Source organism: Microbacterium sp. cf046, from assembly GCF_900114345.1.
Lineage (GTDB): Bacteria > Actinomycetota > Actinomycetes > Actinomycetales > Microbacteriaceae > Microbacterium.
The window spans coordinates 458,019-476,601 of the sequence record NZ_FOZJ01000003.1; the positions used below are offsets into that span (position 1 = coordinate 458,019).

Sequence of the window (18,583 nt, forward strand, 5' to 3'; positions counted from 1 at the left end):
GGATCGCGCCGGGAACCGTGCGTGCGGTTCCCGGCGCGATCATCGGCCTGTGGTCGGGCAGATCGATCAGTACAGGCGCGAGTCGATGACCTCGGCGGCCTGCTCCTGCGTGAAGGACTGGTCCTCGACGTAGTAGGCCTTGTCGACGTCGGTGCCGGCCAGCACATCGGTCACGAGCCCGGCTGCGAGCTCGCCCAGCAGGGGGTTGCACTCGACGATGTAGTTGATCTTGCCGTCGACGAGCGCCTGCATGCCGTCTTTGACCGCGTCGATCGAGACGATCTTGATGTCGACGCCCGGAACCAGGCCGGCCGCTTCGATCGCGTCGATGGCGCCGAGCGCCATGTCGTCATTGTGGGCGTAGAGCAGGTCGATGTCCGAGCCGTACTTCTGCAGGAAGCCCTCCATCACGGTCTTGCCGTCGGCCCGCGTGAAGTTGCCCGTCTGCGAGTCGAGCGTCGTGATGGCGGTGCCCTCGATCGCCTCGGCGAAGCCCTCGGCGCGATCGTTGGCGGGGGCCGATCCTGTCGTGCCCTCGAGCACGACCATGTTCGTGGGCGTGTCGCCGAACGTCTCGGCCGCCCACTCGCCGGCGGTGACGCCTTCCTTCTTGAAGTCGAGGCCGACCCAGCTCGCGAACAGCTCGTCGGAAGAGGTGACCGTGCGATCCTCGAGGATCACCGGGATGCCGGCATCCGCTGCTTCTTGGAGGACATCGTCCCAGCCGTCCTCGACGATGGGTGCGATCACGATCGCATCGACACCCTGGTTGATGAAGCTCCGCACTGCGGCGATCTGTGCGGCCGGGTCGTTGTCGGCCGCGTTGAACGTGAGATCGAAGCCGTTCTCCTCCGAGAACGCCGTCTTCATGGACTCGGTGTTCGCACTGCGCCATCCCGACTCCGAGCCCGTCTGCGCGAAGCCGACGCTGATCGGTCCGTCGTCGGTTCCACCCCCGCTGTCACCGCTGTCGCCGCTGGTGCCGGCGCATCCGGTGACGACCAGCGCCAGCGCAGCCAGCAGGGCGCCGCCACCGAGAATCTTCTTGTTCATGACCAAACCTCCTCGTTCGGGTTCCGGCAGCACTGCCGGCAACTGTCTCCGCGGATCCGGTCCGCGGTGTGACTGAATGTTAGCCTTCACATTCTGGTCCTGCGCAAGATGTTAGCGGTAACATTTCTGTAACGCGACCCCCCTGACTGTCGTTCGCACGGACGGGCGTCATCGAGAGAGGTGCGGAAGACGTGAGCGATCACATTCGGCGATCCGATAGGCCGCCGACGGGCCGGGCGGTGCCGTCACCTGTCGGGCGACCACTAGCCTGGGCGCATGAGCGAACCGTCGCCGGCACGCCCGACCGGTCGGGTCGGCGTCCGTGAGGTGGCCCGCGCCGCGGGAGTGTCGACGCAGACCGTGTCCCGGGTGATCAACGACCACCCGGGAATCCGCGATGAGACGCGCCAGCGCGTGCTCGATGCGATGGTGGCGCTGGACTACCGGGTGAACAACGCGGCACGCGCGCTCGGCACCAGCCGCACGCGCACGATCGGCATCCTGGCTTCCGACGCGAGCATGTACGGACCGGCGGTGGGCATCCTGGCACTTGAGGCCGCAGCCCGCGCGGCGGGTCGCTGGGTCACGGCGGCGTATGCGGACGCGGGCGATGCGGAGTCGGTCGTCGAGGCTGCTCGCCACCTCTCCGCGCAGGGTGTGGACGGCATCGTCGTGGTCGCACCGCACGCGCGCACGCTCTCGGCGATCGAGGGAGCCCGGCTCGGGCTCGCGGTGGTCGCGCTGCACGGGCCGGACTCGTCCGCCGTGCAGCGGGAGGCCGCCGAGATCGCGGTCGCCCATCTGGCCGAGCTCGGCCATTCGCGGATCGGCCATCTCGCGGGGCCGGAGGACTGGCTCGAGGCGGTCGCTCGAGCCGAAGGATTCGAGGCGGCGCTCGCCGCGCGGTCGCTCACGCCGGCGAGCGTGTGGCGCGGGGACTGGAGTGCGGCATCCGGTCTGGCCGTATCGAGCGACATCGCCCGGGCGGTCCGATCCGGCGACGGACCGACGGCGCTGTTCGTCGCGAACGATCAGATGGCGCTCGGTGTGATCGCCGGGCTCGCCGATGCCGGTGTCGCCGTTCCCGCGGATCTGAGCGTGGTCGGGGTCGACGACAATCCGGATGCCGCGTACTACCGCCCAGCGCTCACGACCGTGCGCCTCGACGTGGCGGGGGAGGCTGCGCACTGCATCGCCGAGGTGCTGGGCATCGAACGGCCCGCGGCATCCGACGCGCCCACCGCGCCCCTGCTGATTCCGCGTGCATCGTCGGCGCCGCGCCCGCGCGCATCGGGCTGAACGTGCGCGTGAGGCCACTGCCTCCGCGCGGAAGCAGGCCGGGTTGGCAGCACAGGCATGTTACCGGTAACATAATCCGGACACGTCACTCGACGAGGAGACAACCGTGAACAGTTCCACCGCCGGCAGCGCCGGCCGGGAGGCGATCCTCGCCGGACGGACGTCGCTGGGCATCGAGCTGGGCTCGACGCGCATCAAGGCGTGTCTGATCTCGGACGACGGCGCCGCAGTGCTCGCGGTCGGCAGCCATGCGTGGGAGAACCGGTTCGTCGACAGGGTCTGGACCTACTCGCTCGATGACGTCTGGGCCGGCATCCGATCGGCGTACGGCGAGCTGATCGCCGACGTCGAGCGCCGGTACGACGTGCGCCTCGAGACCGTCGGCGCGATCGGCGTCTCGGCGATGATGCACGGCTACCTCGCATTCGACGCCGACGACGAGCTGCTGGTGCCGTTCCGCACCTGGCGGAACACGACGACCGGCCCGGCTGCGACGGAGCTGACCGAGCTGCTCGGCACGAACATCCCGCTGCGGTGGTCTGTGGCCCACTTGCACCAGGCGGTGCTCGATGACGAGCCGCACCTCCGCCACGTGCGACACGTCACGACGCTGGCCGGCTATGTGCACGAGAAGCTCACCGGCCGCAAGGCGCTCGGCATCGGCGACGCGTCGGGGATGTTCCCGATCGACCCGGCGACCAAGGACTACGACGCGGAGCTGCTGAGCCGCTTCGATGCGCTCGTCGCAGGAAGTGCGCCCGGCCTGCAGCTGCGCGATCTGCTTCCCGATGTTCTCCCGGCCGGCGCGCCGGCCGGCGCGCTGACCACCGAAGGGGTGGCTCTGCTCGACCCGTCCGGCGCACTGCGCCCCGGCATCCCGTTCTGTCCGCCCGAGGGCGACGCCGGCACCGGCATGGTCGCGACGAATGCGGTCGCCCCGCGCACCGGGAACGTGAGCGCCGGCACGAGCATCTTCGCGATGGTCGTGCTCGAGCGCCCACTGGAGCGCGTGCACCACGAACTCGATCTGGTCACGACACCCGCCGGCGACCTCGTCGCGATGGTGCACTGCAACAACGGCGCGAGCGAGCTCGCCGCCTGGGCGGCCATGTTCGGCAGGTTCGCGGAGGCCGCCGGGACGCCGATCGACTCCGATGCCGTGTTCGACGTGCTGCTTCGGGAGGCACTCGAAGGCGAAGCGGATGCCGGAGGACTGCTCGCCTACAACCACCTCGCCGGAGAGCCGATCGCGGGACTCGAAGAGGGGCGTCCGCTCTTCGTGCGCACGCCCGACAGCAGCCTCACGCTCGCGAACTTCATGCGCGCTCAGCTCTACGGCGTCTTCGCCACCCTGAGCCTCGGAATGCGTGTGCTGGAGGCGGAGGGCGTCGAGATCGACCGCATGTTCGCCCACGGAGGCATGTTCCGCACCGCGGGCGTCGCGCAGCGATTCCTCGCCGGGGCCCTGGATGCCCCGGTCGCGGTCGGATCGACGGCGTCGGAGGGCGGGGCGTGGGGGATCGCGGTGCTCGCGTCCTACCTCTCGCATGCAGCCGACACCGATCTGTCGGCCTACCTGAACGATCACGTCTTCGCGGACGCCGAGATCGACGTCGTCGAACCCCGCGTCGACGACGTCGCCGGCTTCTCGGCGTACCTGGACCGCTACCGCGACGGCCTCGCCGTCGAAGCGGCGGCCGTCGCACAGCTGAGCCCCGATCGTTGAGCGCGAAGCACCCTCGCTCGATGACCGAATGAAAGGAACCGGCATGACCCGCACCCCCCTTCCCACCACGCTCGACGGCTACGAGGTCTGGTTCGTCACGGGCAGCCAGAACCTGTACGGCGAAGAGACGCTGCGCCAGGTCGCGGAGCAGTCGCAGGCGGTCGCAGACGGCCTCGGCGCACTGCCGGTCAAGGTCGTGTGGAAGCCGGTGCTGAAGGATTCCGACAGCATCCGCCGCCTCGCCCTCGAGGTGAACGCGCGCGACGACGTCATCGGCGTGATCGCCTGGATGCACACCTTCAGCCCCGCCAAGATGTGGATCGCCGGGCTGGATGCGCTGCAGAAGCCGCTCCTGCACCTGCACACGCAGGCCAACGTCGAGCTGCCCTGGGCCGACATCGACTTCGACTTCATGAACCTCAACCAGGCCGCGCACGGCGACCGCGAGTTCGGGTACATCCAGACCCGCCTCGGCGTCGCCCGCAAGACCGTCGTCGGTCACGTGTCGAATCCGACCGTGCTCCAGCAGGTCGAGGACTGGCAGCGCGCGGCCGCCGGGTGGACGGCATCCCGCACCCTCAAGCTCGCCCGCTTCGGCGACAACATGCGCTACGTCGCCGTCACCGAGGGGGACAAGACCGAGGCCGAGCTGCGCTTCGGCGTGCAGGTGAACACGTGGGGCGTGAACGAGCTCGTCGAGGCGGTGGATGCCGCATCCGAGGCCGATGTCGATGCCCTGGTCGCCGAGTACGAGGAGCTCTACGACGTCGCCGACGAGTTGCGCGCGGGCGGCGCCCGGCACCAGTCGCTGCGCGACGGCGCCGCGATCGAGCTGGGTCTGCGCTCATTCCTCGAGGAGGGCGGATTCGGCGCCTTCACGACGAGCTTCGAAGACCTCGGCGCGCTGAAGCAGCTGCCCGGTCTCGCGGTGCAGCGGCTGATGGCCGAGGGCTACGGGTTCGGCGCCGAGGGCGACTGGAAGACCGCGATCCTGGTGCGGGTCGCGAACGTTATGGGTGCGGGCCTGCCCGGCGGTGCGAGCCTGATGGAGGACTACACGTACGACCTCGTGCCCGGAAGCGAACGCATCCTCGGTGCGCACATGCTCGAGGTCTCGCCGTCGCTCACGACCGCGAAGCCCCGGCTCGAAGTGCACGCGCTCGGCATCGGCGGCAAGGACGACCCGGTGCGCCTCGTGTTCACCGCCGACCCCGGCCCCGCGCTGGTCGTCGCCATGAGCGACATGCGCGACAGGTTCCGCCTGGTCGCGAACGTCGTCGAGAACGTGGATGCGCCCGACCTGCCCAAGCTCCCGGTCGGCCGCGCCGTCTGGAAGCCCGCGCCCGACTTCGCCACGAGCGCCGCGTGCTGGCTCGCGGCCGGTGCGGCCCACCACACGGTCATGACCACCGCGGTCGGCATCGAGGTGTTCCGCGACTTCGCCGAGATCGCGAAGACCGAACTCGTCGTGATCGACGAGACGACCACGGTCCGCGGCTTCCAGAGCGAGCTGCGCTGGAACCAGGCATACTATCGACTGGCCCAGGGCTTCTGACCCTCCCGGGGCACTCCTCTCCTATGCGCACACTTCTCTCCGGTACCCAGCACGCGCTGCGCGCGGGCGACTACGAAGCCGTCATCGCGAGCGTGGGGGCCACCCTCCGCTCCCTCACGTTCGACGGCCGCGACCTCACCGTGCCGTTCGACGCGGACGAGGTCCGCCCGTCGTACCGCGGAGCGACGCTGGCGCCCTGGCCCAACCGCGTGGTCGACGGCCGGTACACCTTCGCGGGTGTCGAGCGTCAGGTCGCCCTCACCGAACCGGCCCGCCACCACGCCCTGCATGGGCTCGGGAGCTGGCTCGACTACGAGGCGATCGACAAGGGACCGAGCCACGTCACCCTGGCCGCCGCGATCGAGCCGCAGACGGGCTACCCGTGGCGGATCCTCATCGAGACCACGTTCGCGCTCGATGCGGACGGCCTCACTCAGACGGTCACCGCGACCAACGAGAGTCCGGATACCGCCCCCTGGGGCACCGGCCCGCACCCGTATCTCGTGGCCGGGCCCGGTCACGTCGACGACTGGACCCTCGAGCTGCCGGCCGCGGACGTGCTCGCCGTCACCCCCGACCGCCTGAGCCCGATCGGGCTGCGCGCGGTGGATGCCGACGACCCCGACCGGTTCGACTTCCGGACGGCCCGGCAGATCCGCACGGTCGAGCTCGATCACGCGTACACGTCGCTCACGCGCGATGCAGAGGGATTCGCGGTCGTCCGGGTGACGGACGCCGCAGGTTCGGGCGTCGAGATGGCGTGGGGCGGAGCGTGCCCGTGGGTGCAGGTGCACACCTCCGACAAGGGGGTGGGCAAGCCGGGTCACCGCACCGGGCTCGCGGTCGAGCCCATGACGTGCGCGCCGGATGCGTTCAACGCCGACGCCTACGACTACGACGCGGGTCTGATCGTGCTCGAGCCGGGGGCGTCGAGCGCGGCATCCTGGCGCATCTCCGCGATCCAGTAAGCGGTCCAGCGATTCGGCTCGGTGGTGCCCGGGCGTTTCGTCTCGCTTCGCTCGCTCAACGACCGGGGTTCGCTCGGTGGTGTGCGGGCTCGTCTCGCTTCGCTCGCTCGACGACCGAGGGTTCGCTCAGTGGTGGCCGGGCTCTTCTCACTTCGCTCGCTCGACGACCGGGGTTCGCTCAGTGGTGCCCGGGCTCGACCATCTCGCCGTGCGGCACGGCGTGCTGACCGGCTTCGGTCGCGGCGAGCGCGGGAGTCACCAGTGCGGCCACCAGGAAGGCGCCGACGACGAGTCCGACGACTCGCCGAGCCCCGGCATCCTTCGTCCGTGACGCGCGCGCCGCGGCGCGCAGCGCGAGCGCGCACCCGAGGGCCGTCGCGATCGACAGCACGAGCGATGCCGCCACGGCGAACACGCTGACCCGGGTCGGATCCAGCGCCATCGCCGCGACGGAGATGAGGATGACGGCCAGGGAGCCGGCGACGCCCGCCCGAGGGACGACGATGCGTCCTCGGGCGAGCGCCACGGCTCCCCAGCCGATTGCGGCGGCGCCGACCACGAGGAGGAGGATGCCGGCCATCCGAATGGCCGGCCCTCCGTCCCCTGTGATCGCGCCGGCGCCGAGCGCGAGCTGGACCAGACCTGCACCCCACGCTGCAAGAGCGGGCCACGACGGCGCTGCGGCGATGCCCCCCTGGGCGCCGACCTCCGTCGCTCGTGGTGCTGTCATGGTGTCCATCTCGGCTCGTTTCGGTCGCTCTGCTGTCAGGCCGTGCGGCTTGACAGGTTGGAGCTGACTCCGCGTTCGGCCGCGAGTCCGACGCCCAGGAGCACGAGTGCGCTCGCGAGGTGCAGGAAGTGGTCGAACGTGTTCAGAGCGAGGATGTTCAGCGCGGTGCCGACGAGGAAGAAGCCGACGATACCGAGCAGAAGATAGGTCGCTCCGACGATGATGTTGACGGTCTTGGCCGCGCGGGCCGACGCGAGTCCTGCGATGAGCAGTGCGGCGCCGATCAGGAGGTGGGCGATGTTGTGCAGCGGGTTCACCATGAAGATCCCCAGCAGCAGCCCTCCCTCCGTGGCGAGGAATCCGACCCCGCCGGTGACGGCGAAGCCGAGAAGTCCGACGAGGATGTAGACCGCGCCGAAGATCGTGGCGACGAGGCGGTTCGGTGACGAGCGCATGTGCGACCTCCTGTTTGTGCGCGGCCGGTGCCGCGTCTGCAAGGTCTTCGGAGACGGCGGCGGAATGGTTTGGGCCGCACCCACGGATCCGGTCGGGGGCAGGGACGACGAAAGGCCCCGGAGTATTCTCCGAGGCCCTCCGTACGTATGCCCGCGGCCAGGCGCCGGGGACGGATCAGGGTGCGATCAGCTGTCGCGCATCTTCTCTTTGAGATCGTTGCGCGTCTGGACCGAGTCACGTTCGGCTTCTGCCTTCTTCACGTCGGCGTCCGCTTTCACTTCGTCGACCTTGTCGCCGAAGGCGTCAGTGGTGTCCTCCCACTTGTCCTTGATCTTGCGCCCTGCGGTGTCTGCCGTTTCCTTGGCGTCATCCATGATTCCCATGTTGCGCTCCTTTCGTGAAGGTGACTGCGATGACGTTACGTCCACCTCCCCTCACGCGCGGGGGGCTTGCGCGGGAGCCATCGGGTTGCTAGGCGTCGGTGTGCGAAACTCTCAGACATGCGATTCGAGACGACACTCTTCCGCGTCGGCAACAACACAGGGATCGACGTGCCGCCCGAGGTGCTCGAGCAGCTCGGCGGAGGCAAGCGCCCGCTCGTGAACGTGACGGTCAACGACGACTTTTCGTACCGCAGCGCGATCGCGCCGATGGCCGGCCGGTTCCTCATCTCGTTCAGCTCCGACAAGCGGGCCGCCACCGGTCTGCAGGGCGGCGAGACGATCACGGTCGACCTGACCCTCGACACCGAGCCGCGCACGGTCGAGGTTCCCGACGACCTCGCCGCGGCACTGGCGGACGCAGGACTGCGCGAGTCGTTCGACAAGCTCGCACCGAGTCACCAGAAGGCCCACGTCACGAGCGTCGAAGGAGCCAAGGCCACCGAGACGCGCGCGCGGCGCGTCGCGGCGGTCGTCGAGAAGCTTTCCTAGGGCCCTGGGCGTCGTCGTCGCGCGCCCCTAGTATGAGCGGCATGAACCTCGCCCTCAGCATCCTCCTCGCCGACGTCACGCCGGTGACCAACGCGGTGAACACGTCTCTGTTCAACATCTGGACCGGCGTCATCGGGCTCCTCTGGTACCTGCTGATCGCGCTCGCGATGTGGCTCGTCTTCGCGAAGGCGGGGTGGCCCGGCATCCTCGCCCTGATCCCGATCGTGAACATCGTGATCCTCGTGAAGATCGCCGGCTACTCGGGCTGGATGGCGCTGCTGTACCTGATCCCGATCGTGAACATCGTCTTCTCGATCATCGTCGCGATCAAGGTCGGCGCGACGTTCGGCAAGGGCGGAGCATGGTCGTTCTTCCTGCTCTGGCTCATCGCGTTCGTCGGCTACCTCATGCTCGGCCTGGGCGACGCGAAGTACACCAAGCCGGTCAAGGCCTGATCGGCGCAGAAATGCCGAACGGCCCGGGGCAGTCGCCTCGGGCCGTTCTGTCGGATGCTGTGACTCAGCCGCGGGGAGCGCCGGAGCGCGTGCCGCTGTGCTGTGCGCGACGCGACCCGGTGGGACGAGCCGATCCGCCGGCGCGCGGCGTGTACGCGGCCTGCGAGGGCTGGCCGGTACCGGTCGAGTAGACCGGACGAGCAGTGCCCGCGCCGGAGGCGCTGCGGTCGCGGCCCTGCGCGGAGCCCGACGCGTTGCGCCCCTGGCTCTGCGGGTTCGAGCCCGCGTTTCCGCCGCGCCCGTTGCCCTGACCGCGCCCGCCGCCCTGACCGCCCCGGCCGTTGCCCTGACCGGACGACTTGGGCTTGGACGCGCGCTGCTGCTGCGGTGCCTGCACGGGTGCGGGCTTCACATACTCGGCGCGCTCGCCGACGAGCTCGGTGATCGGTGCGGACTCGGCCCCGACCTGCTCGAGCGGAGCGGTGATGCCCGCCTTGCGCAGGAGGTCGGCGACGTCACGCCGCTGCGAGGGGATGGTGACCGTGACCACGGTGCCGGCGGCGCCGGCCCGAGCCGTGCGGCCCGAGCGGTGCAGGTACGCCTTGTGCTCCATCGGGGGGTCGACATGCACGACGAGCTCTACCTCGTCGACGTGGACGCCGCGCGCGGCGACGTCGGTCGCCACCAGCACGCGCACTCCGCCCTTGGCGGGATCGGCGCTGAACGCGGCGAGGTTGCGCTCACGGGCCGCCTGCGAGAGGTTGCCGTGCAGGTCGACGGACGGGATGCCGGCCGCGGTGAGCACCTTCGCGAGCTTCTTGGCCTGGTGCTTGGTGCGCGTGAAGAGGATGCGGCGGCCGCGACCGGACGCGAGGTGCTTGACCAGGTCGGACTTGTTCTCGTCGCTGACCATGAAGACGCGGTGGGTCATCTCGCCCTGCGGCACGCTCTGGTCGTCGATCTCGTGGCGCACCTCGTCGCGCAGGAACTTGCGGACCAGCCCGTCGACGCCGCGGTCGAGTGTCGCGCTGAACAGCATCCGCTGACCGCCCTGCGGCGTGGCCGCGAGGATGCGCGTCACGCCGGGGAGGAAGCCGAGGTCGGCCATGTGGTCGGCCTCGTCGAGGACCGTGATCTCCACGCGGTCGAGGCGCACGACCCCCTGCTTCATGAGGTCCTCGAGGCGGCCGGGGCAGGCCACGACGATGTCGACGCCGGAGCGCAGCGCCGTCTCCTGCGGCTTCTGGCTGACGCCGCCGAACACGGTCGTGACGGTGAGACCGGATGCCGCCGCGAGCGGCTGGATCGTCGCGGCGATCTGAGTCGCGAGCTCGCGGGTCGGTGCGAGCACCAGGCCACGGGGGCGACCGGTGGTGCGGCCCGAGGCGAACGCCCCGGACAGGCGCGCAACGAGGGGGAGTGCGAACGCGATGGTCTTTCCGCTGCCGGTGCGGCCGCGGCCGAGCACGTCGTGACCCGCGAGCGAGTCGGGCAGCGTGTCGCGCTGGATGGGGAAGGCCTCGGTCTTGCCGTCGCGGGCGAGGACGTTGGCCAGCGGCGCGGGCACGCCGAGGTCAAGGAAGGTAGGCATAGGGATGCTTTCGGATGGCACGCCGCAAGATGGGCGTTGAGAGGGCGACGGCGCGGGTTCGCGCATCGGTTCGCCGTATGAAAAGAGCCGCGGCGAGAAGGCCGCGAAGCGTGACAACGACGCTGGGCGGTGGGACCCGCCACGTCAAACGCTAGCACGTCAGGTTGGGCGTCGGCTGTGCGGCCCCAGCCTGGGTATCCGCCCGACACCTGGTGAGAGTGCTATCACATTCCCGAGCATGCATGCGCCACCCCGTAGTGTGGGCACAAGCGATCGGCACCCGCCTTTCTCTTTCGCCCGTCCCTTCCCCGTGGGATGCCCCGATCAGGCAGGTGTCGCAATCACTACAGTCTCCGCACCCGTGTCCACCCTCGGTGCCGTACGCCAGACGTATGCGCGCAAGGACAGCTTCCCGCCGATCACGCAGGCGTACACGAATCTGTCGCAGGTCATCCGCGAGACCGGCCTCCTGGAGCGGGCGCGCTGGTTCTACGCCCTCGTCGCCACCGCGATCGTCATCGGCTTCGGCGGAGCGATCACCGGATTCATCCTGTTGGGTGACAGCTGGTTCCAGCTCCTGATCGCCGCCGCCCTCGGCATCCTGTTCACGCAGGTCGCCTTCCTCTCGCACGAGGCCGCGCACCGCACCATCTTCGCGTCAGGCAAGATGAACGACCGCGTCGCGCTGATCATCGGCAACGGCATCGTCGGCATGAGCCGCGACTGGTGGAGCTCGAAGCACACGCGCCACCACGCCAACCCGAACCGCGTCGGCAAGGACCCCGACATCGAGGTCGACACCATCCGGTTCCTCGAGACCGATGCCGCCCAGGTCAGTGGACCGATGGGCTTCATCACGCGTCGTCAGGGCTGGCTCTTCTTTCCGCTGCTGACCCTCGAAGGCCTGAACCTCCACTACATCGGCCTGCGCCACCTGCTCGATTTCCGTCAGCCGATCAAGGGCCGCTGGCTCGAACTGGGCCTGATCGCGCTGCGCTTCGCCCTCCTGCTCACCCCGATCTTCCTGTTCCTCCCGCTGGGCATGGCCTTCGCCTTCCTCGGTGTGCAGATGGCCGTCTTCGGCATCTACATGGGTGCGGCGTTCGCGCCCAACCACAAGGGCATGCCGATCATCGACCCCGACGCGAAACTCGACTTCTTCACCAAGCAGGTCCGCACGTCGCGCAACGTCTCCGGCGGATGGTGGGCCACCTGGCTCATGGGCGGGCTCAACTACCAGATCGAGCACCACCTGTTCCCGAGCATGCCGCGTGTCCACCTCGCGCAGGCGCGCGAGATCGTCAAGGACTACTGCAAGACGCTCGACGTGCCCTACGCGGAGACCACGCTGCTCAAGTCCTACGGCATCGTCATCCGCTACCTCAACGAGGTCGGGCTCGCCGCGCGCGACCCGTTCGAGTGCGGCATCGTCTCGAAGTTCCGCACCAAGGGCATCTGACCACTCGCGCCCGAAGGCGCACCACCGACGCCGATCGCAGCTACGCGATCGGCGTCGTCGTGTCTATCGCCTCGCGCAGGGGACGCCGCATCGGCCCCCAGTAGTGCGTCGGCGTCAGTCGGGTCAGGATGTCGACCAGGCGCGCCTCGCGTCCGACCATCGTCCGCGTCTTGCGCCGCAGCGTCGCCTCGACGATCCGCTTCGCGGCATCGGCCGGCTCGGTGTGGTACATCTGCGCCTGCGCCGCCGCGGCCCGCTGGGCGACCGCGGGATCGATCGCGGCCGCGTAGCGCCCGTGCAGGATGATCCCGGTCTTCACTCCGGCGGGGTAGACCGCCCCGACCGTGACGCTCGATCGCTCGAGCTCGTGGCGGAGCGACTCCGTGAACCCGCGGACCGCGAACTTGCTCATCGCGTAGGGGATTCGGCCGGCCGGCGCCGCGAGCCCGTAGATGCTGACGAGGTGGGTGATGTGCGCGGCACGTTCGCGCCGCATGGCCGGCAGGAGGGCCTGGGTGATGTTCACGGTGCCCCAGAGGTTGACGTCCATCAGCCAGCGCATCTCCTCCATCGTGACCTGGGAGATGTCCCCGAGCATCGACGATCCGGCGCAGGTGATCAGGGTCTGCACGTGCGGGTGGGCGGCCTCGATCTCGGACGCGAGCTCGAAGACCGCGACGTCGTCGGTCAGGTCGACCGAGTGCGTCGTGTGACCGGCTCCGACGAGGTCGGCCGTGAGCGTCGCCAGTCCGTCCGCGTTGCGATCGATCAGCGCGAGTCGAGCCCCGCGGCGGGCGAGTTCGCGTGCGATCTCGGCGCCCATCCCGCTCGCCGCTCCGGTGATGACGCTCGTCTTCCCGCGCACATCGAGCCGCTGCATCCTGCCCACGTCGTTCCTCCGCACCGTCGCCGTCGTACGATTCTCGCCGACTCGCGGGCGGCCCGCGGACGGTAGCCTCGTAGCAGGGAAGGTAGGCGGATGGGGAAGACCTCGGATGCCGTCGCCGAGGGTGTCTCGATCGCATCCGCGGCGGCGCGACTTGCCGTGCGCAACCACATCCTGGTCGAGACGATCGCGCACGACGAGTCGTTCGACACGGCGGAGGTCACGCCCTTCGCGCAGGCGACCCTGATCGCGCTCGCCGAGGAGCAGGAGGAGGCTGCCGCGCTCGCTCGCAAGCAGCGCAAGCACGCCTGGGGGAAGTTCACCGACTCCGACGGAACACACGACTACCGCGACCGCGACATGCGCAACCTGCGCAAGCGCGAGCGGCAGTATCGCGGAGTCGCCAAGGAGCTGCGCAATCGGGCGGCCGACGCCGAGGCGGTCAGCGATCTCGTCGACCAGGCGCGGGATGCCGCGTGGGGCGATGTCGAAGCCAACCTGCAGCGACGGCTTCGCGTCGAGGGCATGCGAGCGGACGTGGACCCCGATTACGACACGATGCGCGGCGCGCGCATGCAGGCCCTGCGGCTCGTGGATCTGCCGAAGCTCTCCGCGCACCGGCGCAGGCTCGCCGAGGGCGAGGCGCTGCAGGCCGCCGAGCAGGACGAGCGCGCGGCCGAGTCGCGGACTGAAGCCGAGCCGATGTGACCACGCGCGCATGGAGCCCGAACCGCACCCGATGATGTTCCCTGCCGACCACCCGTTGGTCGAGCGAGTGCGGGCGCTGTGCATGCGGTACCCGGAGGCCGCCGAGGTGATCTCGCACGGCCGCTGCACCTTCAGGGCCGGCAAACGGCAGTTCGCCCTGGTCGGCGTCTACGACCAGGGTGCGATCGTGTTCATCCCCGATCCGCTCGAGCGCGACGCCCTCCTGGAGCGCGACGACGTCTTCGTGCCGCCGTACGAGGGCGCCTACGGGTGGCTTGCGATCAGCGTGGACTCCGCATCCGGCCCGTGGGATCTCGTCGAGGAGCTGCTCGACGCGTCGTATCGCCGTGTCGCGCTCGTTCGCCAGCTTCGCGCACTGGATGCCGATCCCGTCGTTCCGGTCGTCGAATGAGCCTCGATTCGGCGCGAGCACCGGCGTGGGGTATTCTGGACGCTGGTTTGCTCGCAGGAGCGACCATGCGCCCGTAGCTCAATGGATAGAGCATCTGACTACGGATCAGAAGGTTGGGAGTTCGAGTCTCTTCGGGCGCACACTGTGTTGAGACAGTGAATGGGAAAAGGGTCGGTTATCGGCCCTTTTTTCGTTGCTGGGCTTCCTGGTTCGGGACAAGCTGCGTGGCGGTGATCCACATCCCGCCCACGCGTTGCGCGCGGATCCGGTCCCTGGGCGTCCCGTAGGGTTGCCGCGGAGGGGATGCTCGTGATCGCTGAACGTGGGGCTGTCCGACGTTGAGCGTCGCAGTCATCGCTGCCATCACCGCGCTCATCGCCGGGGGGATCACGGTGGGGCTGATCGCGATCCTTCATCGCCTCGAGCCGGAGTACGACCCGTCATGGCGGATGATCAGCGAGTACTCGCTCGGGCGATACGGGTGGGTCATGCGTCTCGCGTTCGTCACGATGACCATCGGCCTCGCGGCGACGTGCGTCGCCTTGTGGCAGTTCGGTGGCGCGTGGACGATCGGCCTGGCGACCGTCGCGCTGGGCGCGCTCGGCGCCGCGTTCCTCGACGCCGACCCGATCATGACTACCCGCGCGGACGCCACGCCGGTGGGCAGGGCGCACACGGTGATGGGTGGCGCGTTGCTCGCCGGCTTTCCCCCCGCCGCGCTGTTGGCGGGGATCGGGGTGGCGCCCGTACTCGGCTGGACACTGGCGATCGCATCCGTCGTCCCGTTCGCCGGTCTGGTGTGGTTCCTCATGGCCCTCCGTCCTGCTCACGGGCACGGCGGCTCGCCTGAGATCCGGATCGGATGGCCGGACAGGTTCTGCCTCCTCGCCTACTTGGCCTGGGTGGTGCTCGCCGCTGTCGGCGTGCTGTCCGCGATGTGACGGGCCAGCATCGGCCACGCAGTCGGCGCTTTGCGGCTCTACCCGTGAACGGCACGGCGCGATATCGGCCTGATACCGATCCTCAGTAGAACGATTCCAGAATTGGAGCCGACGATGAGTGGTCAATGCGATATCCGCGCGACTTGGCGAGGTGCCGGCGCTCGGTTGGCCCCTGTCGGCGTTTGGCTCGTCCTGGTCGGAGCGAACACCGGCTGTCTGCCCACGGCTTCCCCCGGTGAAGATCGGCCGTCCGACTCGGACCCCACACGTGGCCCAGGTCCGACGTACGTCGCGGGCGGAGGCTGGGTCGCGTACAACACGTATGGGCCGGAAGAGGAGATCTACTTCGTCATCGCAGGTTCCGCTCCGCACCTGGTTCTCGAAGCCGACGGAGCGTCCCACGGTCAGGTGTGCCCCGCGTTCTCTCTCGACGGCGCCCGTCTCGCTTCCGGCGAAGGCGGCTACGGGCAGCAATTGCCGCAGGATGGGGCTCTGGTGATCTCCGAACTCACGGCGGACGGTGAGGTCTCGACCTCCGAGGTGATCCCGCTCGACGGGTTGCGTCAGCAGCCATGCCCGATCTGGTCGCCCGACGGCCGGTGGGTTGCGTTCGGTGTCGGATCGGGCGCGAGTTCGCACACATGGGCCTACCCAGCCGCCCTCGAGGTCTGGGCATTCAGCGCTGAGACGAGAGAGGTCCGCCGTTTGCGAGGGCTGTCGGCGACCGACATCGAATGGTCGGCCGACAGCTCCCAGCTGTACATGGCAGCCAGGAACGGGATCGAGGTCTACTCGATCGCCGACGATGAGACCCGCACGCTGGACGACAGCTGGGGGGCCGTTGCCCTCAGCGCGTCGCCGGACGGCGGCTCGCTCGCCGTGGAGCGACGAATCGATGGGCGCGTCGGACTGACCGACCACTTCGAGCTGCTGCTGATGGACGCCGACGGCACAGACCGGCGCGTTCTCGTCGAGGATTACGCGCACAATCGTGGGATCGGTCCGGTGTGGTCACCGGACGGGAGGCGGATCGTCTTCCAAGGTGGCGGAGGCGCTCCGCTGGTCTTCAGTTATGGCGAAACCTTCACCGACGGCGAGAAGGACGAGGCCATCATCGTGACGGTGGGCGACGATGATCCGCTGGGACCGGCCGGAACGCAGACGGTGCTCGCCCCAATCGAGACCAAGGAAGGTGGAGGGACCCGACACTGGCTCCCCGCCACCGTCAGCTGGTCGCCGGACAGCGCTGCCCTGCGCTTCGTCGGCTGGGAGCTGTCGGAAGCCGGTGGTCCGGCCAGCTCCGCATTGCTCACTGTGCCCGTCGACGGCACGGCAGCCAGCATTCTGTGGGAGGGCCCTGCCGCCGGCCCGGCCACCAGCATCCCGCAGAATGACTTCCAAAGCTGGAGTCGATGAACTCGCGTCTGCGTGGGTCCACGCTCACTGTCGGGCTGACGGCGGCCGAAACGTCGAGCGGTGCAGGATGGACACGATCATCAATCGCGGTCTCGAGCTCACCGTCGTGAACGCCGCGGGCAGCGCGCGGTGAAGCCCGTACTCCCGTAAAACCGACACGGGTTTGATGCGCCGAACTCTCGCGCGACGCGCTGGGGCATCGCCCGATGTGCTCGGTCGGGCGGAACCTCTCGCTAGGGCGACTGAACGGTCGTATAGTCAGCGATATCGAGCTCGATTCTCGCCAAGTGGAGCGGTGACCATGGTTGCGTCAATGTCGACAGCACCGTCTCGGACGAGCACGCGCCTCTGGGCGCGCGCGGGGAAGTCAGTCGGTTCAATGGTCGCCGGGCCACACGCCATGACGGCGCCTGAATGGGTTCCCCTCGACGTTCGATCATGCCGGTCGCGCACTGCCCCGCAAGGCGGCCACCGCGGATCCTACGCACCATTCGGGCACTTCGCCGTCGGGGAGGGCTAGTCATGGAGTACTTCATCGTCGCTCTTCAAGGGGCGGTCGTGATCGGCGCGATCGTAATGGGCGTGCGGACCGGTGGCCTTGGTCTCGGCCTCTGGGGGGTCGTCGGCACCGTGGTTCTGGTGTTCGCCTTCCACCTTCCCCCCGGGTCGATCCCAGTGGACGCCTTCTTCATCATCATCGCGGTGATCACCGCGTCTTCCGCGATGCAGGCGGCGGGCGGCATCGACTACCTCGTCTCGATCGCGTCCAAGATCATCCAGCGGAACCCGAAGCGGCTCACCTACGTCGCCCCTCTGGTGGCGTTCGTCTTCACGCTGCTCGCGGGGACGTCGAACATCTACCTCGCACTGATTCCCGTCATCTACGAGACGGCGTACCGCAACGGCCAGCGCCCTGAGCGGGCTCTGGCAGCATCCACGGTCACCTCAGCGCTGGGTATCACCTCGAGCCCGGTGTCGGCGGCCATGGCGGCGTTCCTCGTGCTGATGGAGGGCACCGGTTACGGCCTTCCGCAGATCCTGCTCATCACGATTCCGGCCGCCATCGTGGCCTGCATCGTGGCTTCCTTCGTCCAGCAGCGCATCGGCAAAGACCTGCTCGACGACCCGAAGTTCCTGAAGCGGGTCGAGGAGGGAACAGTCGAGGTTCCCGAGGTGCTCAAGGCCAAGTACGCCGCGATGGTGGGCGCGGCCGGTTCCGTCGACTCCGCAGCGACGACCCCCTCGGCGGAAGGCAGCAGCTCGGATGACCCTGCCGCTCGGGTCGCGAAGCCGGTCATGATCGAGCACCCCGTACCGAAGGGCGGAAAGACCGCGGCGCTGATCTTCGTCGCCGGTACGTTCCTCATCGTGCTGCTCGGACTGTTCCCCGGGCTGCGACCGGCGTTCCCCGACGAGAACGGTGATCTCGAGCCGATCGGGATGACGACGATCATCGAGATGGTCATGTTCTCGGCGGCCCTCGTCATCATCCTGGTGCGCCGAGTCAAGCCGGCTGTCGTCGTGGAGCAGCCCCTGCTCCGAGCCGGCTTCACCGCGGCGGTGGCACTGTTCGGCATCGCATGGATGGCCGACACCTTCATCTCCGCGAACGAGGAGACGATCATCGAGCCGCTCGGCGAGTTGATCAAGAACAACCCGCTCTGGCTGGCCGTCGCACTCTTCATCGTGGCGGGTCTCACGACCAGCCAGTCCGCCACCACCAACACGCTGATTCCCATCGCGTTGGCGGCAGGTCTCGCGCCGGGCGTCGTCGTTGCGATGTGGCCCTCGCTCGTCGGCGTGTGGCTGTTCCCGGCGAACGGCTCGCAGATCGCGGCCGTCGAGACCGACCTCACCGGGTCGACAAAGCTGACGCAGGTTCCGATCTGGCACTCGTTCACGATCCCGATGCTCGTGTCGTGGGTTGCGGTCGTGGTGGCGGGGCTGCTGGTTCAACTCCTCATTCCCGCATGAGGCAACGCCCGACTCGTGCGAA

General features: G+C 68.8%; 18 protein-coding genes and 1 tRNA gene. 13 read left to right on the forward strand and 6 right to left on the reverse strand.

Annotated features, from left to right (window positions below; translation table 11 throughout):
• Window positions 1–66: 66 nt before the first annotated feature.
• A complete protein-coding gene (locus tag BM349_RS14565; RefSeq protein WP_091707653.1) occupies window positions 67–1,053 on the reverse strand; it encodes an ABC transporter substrate-binding protein in 987 nt (328 codons plus the stop codon).
• Between the two features lie 276 nt (window positions 1,054–1,329).
• On the opposite strand from BM349_RS14565, the gene BM349_RS14570 reads away from it, so the two are divergent.
• From BM349_RS14570 to BM349_RS14585, 4 genes are all read left to right on the forward strand, one after another.
• A complete protein-coding gene (locus BM349_RS14570; protein WP_091707656.1) occupies window positions 1,330–2,352 on the forward strand; it encodes a LacI family DNA-binding transcriptional regulator in 1,023 nt (340 codons plus the stop codon).
• Between the two features lie 106 nt (window positions 2,353–2,458).
• Window positions 2,459–4,078: a xylulokinase gene (locus BM349_RS14575; RefSeq protein ID WP_091707659.1), complete on the forward strand. Its 1,620-nt coding sequence runs from the start codon at window positions 2,459–2,461 to the stop codon at window positions 4,076–4,078.
• A gap of 43 nt (window positions 4,079–4,121) precedes the next feature.
• Window positions 4,122–5,633, forward strand: coding sequence for an L-arabinose isomerase (gene araA, locus BM349_RS14580; protein ID WP_091709373.1), 1,512 nt, complete (start codon window positions 4,122–4,124; stop codon window positions 5,631–5,633).
• Between the two features lie 23 nt (window positions 5,634–5,656).
• Window positions 5,657–6,601: an aldose 1-epimerase family protein gene (locus BM349_RS14585; RefSeq protein ID WP_091707662.1), complete on the forward strand. Its 945-nt coding sequence runs from the start codon at window positions 5,657–5,659 to the stop codon at window positions 6,599–6,601.
• A 178-nt stretch (window positions 6,602–6,779) separates the two neighbouring features.
• Here the strand turns inward: BM349_RS14585 and BM349_RS14590 are convergent, their stop codons facing one another.
• The 3 genes from BM349_RS14590 to BM349_RS14600 all read right to left on the reverse strand — a co-directional run bounded on the left by BM349_RS14590 (window position 6,780) and on the right by BM349_RS14600 (window position 8,170).
• The gene (locus BM349_RS14590) at window positions 6,780–7,331 is read right to left on the reverse strand and encodes a hypothetical protein (protein ID WP_139230938.1); all 552 of its coding nucleotides are present in this window, start codon (window positions 7,329–7,331) and stop codon (window positions 6,780–6,782) included.
• A gap of 35 nt (window positions 7,332–7,366) precedes the next feature.
• A complete protein-coding gene (locus tag BM349_RS14595; RefSeq protein ID WP_091707666.1) occupies window positions 7,367–7,786 on the reverse strand; it encodes a DUF4383 domain-containing protein in 420 nt (139 codons plus the stop codon).
• Between the two features lie 186 nt (window positions 7,787–7,972).
• Window positions 7,973–8,170 carry a hypothetical protein gene (locus BM349_RS14600; protein ID WP_091707668.1) on the reverse strand — a complete coding sequence of 66 codons (198 nt, stop codon included), beginning with the start codon at window positions 8,168–8,170 and terminating at the stop codon, window positions 7,973–7,975.
• Window positions 8,171–8,287: 117 nt separating this feature from the next.
• Between BM349_RS14600 and BM349_RS14605 the strand changes: the two genes are divergently transcribed.
• Both BM349_RS14605 and BM349_RS14610 read left to right on the forward strand, forming a co-directional pair.
• The gene (locus tag BM349_RS14605) at window positions 8,288–8,719 is read left to right on the forward strand and encodes a YdeI/OmpD-associated family protein (RefSeq protein ID WP_091707670.1); all 432 of its coding nucleotides are present in this window, start codon (window positions 8,288–8,290) and stop codon (window positions 8,717–8,719) included.
• A 41-nt stretch (window positions 8,720–8,760) separates the two neighbouring features.
• Entirely contained in the window at window positions 8,761–9,174 is a 414-nt protein-coding gene (locus BM349_RS14610) for a DUF5684 domain-containing protein (RefSeq protein WP_091707672.1), read from the forward strand.
• A 64-nt stretch (window positions 9,175–9,238) separates the two neighbouring features.
• On the opposite strand, the gene BM349_RS14615 is transcribed toward BM349_RS14610, so the two are convergent.
• On the reverse strand, window positions 9,239–10,765 hold the full coding sequence (locus BM349_RS14615) for a DEAD/DEAH box helicase (RefSeq protein WP_091707675.1): 1,527 nt from the start codon (window positions 10,763–10,765) through the stop codon (window positions 9,239–9,241).
• 361 nt (window positions 10,766–11,126) lie between these two features.
• Between BM349_RS14615 and BM349_RS14620 the strand changes: the two genes are divergently transcribed.
• Window positions 11,127–12,224: a fatty acid desaturase family protein gene (locus BM349_RS14620; RefSeq protein ID WP_254773924.1), complete on the forward strand. Its 1,098-nt coding sequence runs from the start codon at window positions 11,127–11,129 to the stop codon at window positions 12,222–12,224.
• 40 nt (window positions 12,225–12,264) lie between these two features.
• Here BM349_RS14620 and BM349_RS14625 read toward each other — a convergent pair whose 3' ends face one another.
• Window positions 12,265–13,104 (reverse strand): SDR family NAD(P)-dependent oxidoreductase, encoded by an 840-nt coding sequence (locus BM349_RS14625; RefSeq protein WP_091707678.1) that lies wholly within the window; start codon window positions 13,102–13,104, stop codon window positions 12,265–12,267.
• Window positions 13,105–13,203: 99 nt separating this feature from the next.
• On the opposite strand from BM349_RS14625, the gene BM349_RS14630 reads away from it, so the two are divergent.
• From BM349_RS14630 to BM349_RS14655, 6 genes are all read left to right on the forward strand, one after another.
• Window positions 13,204–13,818, forward strand: a complete 615-nt coding sequence (locus BM349_RS14630; RefSeq protein ID WP_254773925.1) for an asparagine synthase — start codon at window positions 13,204–13,206, stop codon at window positions 13,816–13,818.
• Window positions 13,819–13,828: 10 nt separating this feature from the next.
• A complete protein-coding gene (locus BM349_RS14635; RefSeq protein ID WP_091707682.1) occupies window positions 13,829–14,230 on the forward strand; it encodes an MmcQ/YjbR family DNA-binding protein in 402 nt (133 codons plus the stop codon).
• 67 nt (window positions 14,231–14,297) lie between these two features.
• A tRNA-Arg gene (locus BM349_RS14640) sits at window positions 14,298–14,370 on the forward strand.
• Window positions 14,371–14,568: 198 nt separating this feature from the next.
• Window positions 14,569–15,171, forward strand: coding sequence for a DUF998 domain-containing protein (locus tag BM349_RS14645; protein ID WP_091707683.1), 603 nt, complete (start codon window positions 14,569–14,571; stop codon window positions 15,169–15,171).
• A gap of 165 nt (window positions 15,172–15,336) precedes the next feature.
• Entirely contained in the window at window positions 15,337–16,587 is a 1,251-nt protein-coding gene (locus tag BM349_RS14650; protein ID WP_175525320.1) for a TolB-like translocation protein, read from the forward strand.
• 522 nt (window positions 16,588–17,109) lie between these two features.
• Complete coding sequence (locus BM349_RS14655; RefSeq protein WP_091707689.1) at window positions 17,110–18,561, forward strand: SLC13 family permease; 1,452 nt, start codon at window positions 17,110–17,112, stop codon at window positions 18,559–18,561.
• Window positions 18,562–18,583 lie beyond the last annotated feature (22 nt).

Bases quoted from the DNA above. Each gene is read 5' to 3' on its own strand.
- BM349_RS14635 (WP_091707682.1), top strand. From the start codon at position 13,829: ATGGAGCCCGAACCGCACCCGATGATGTTCCCTGCCGACCACCCGTTG.
- BM349_RS14565 (WP_091707653.1), bottom strand. From the start codon at position 1,053: ATGAACAAGAAGATTCTCGGTGGCGGCGCCCTGCTGGCTGCGCTGGCG.
- BM349_RS14655 (WP_091707689.1), top strand. From the start codon at position 17,110: ATGGAGTACTTCATCGTCGCTCTTCAAGGGGCGGTCGTGATCGGCGCG.
- BM349_RS14585 (WP_091707662.1), top strand. From the start codon at position 5,657: ATGCGCACACTTCTCTCCGGTACCCAGCACGCGCTGCGCGCGGGCGAC.
- BM349_RS14570 (WP_091707656.1), top strand. From the start codon at position 1,330: ATGAGCGAACCGTCGCCGGCACGCCCGACCGGTCGGGTCGGCGTCCGT.
- araA (WP_091709373.1), top strand. From the start codon at position 4,122: ATGACCCGCACCCCCCTTCCCACCACGCTCGACGGCTACGAGGTCTGG.
- BM349_RS14590 (WP_139230938.1), bottom strand. From the start codon at position 7,331: ATGACAGCACCACGAGCGACGGAGGTCGGCGCCCAGGGGGGCATCGCC.
- BM349_RS14625 (WP_091707678.1), bottom strand. From the start codon at position 13,104: ATGCAGCGGCTCGATGTGCGCGGGAAGACGAGCGTCATCACCGGAGCG.
- BM349_RS14605 (WP_091707670.1), top strand. From the start codon at position 8,288: ATGCGATTCGAGACGACACTCTTCCGCGTCGGCAACAACACAGGGATC.
- BM349_RS14630 (WP_254773925.1), top strand. From the start codon at position 13,204: ATGGGGAAGACCTCGGATGCCGTCGCCGAGGGTGTCTCGATCGCATCC.
- BM349_RS14600 (WP_091707668.1), bottom strand. From the start codon at position 8,170: ATGGGAATCATGGATGACGCCAAGGAAACGGCAGACACCGCAGGGCGC.
- BM349_RS14615 (WP_091707675.1), bottom strand. From the start codon at position 10,765: ATGCCTACCTTCCTTGACCTCGGCGTGCCCGCGCCGCTGGCCAACGTC.
- BM349_RS14610 (WP_091707672.1), top strand. From the start codon at position 8,761: ATGAACCTCGCCCTCAGCATCCTCCTCGCCGACGTCACGCCGGTGACC.
- BM349_RS14595 (WP_091707666.1), bottom strand. From the start codon at position 7,786: ATGCGCTCGTCACCGAACCGCCTCGTCGCCACGATCTTCGGCGCGGTC.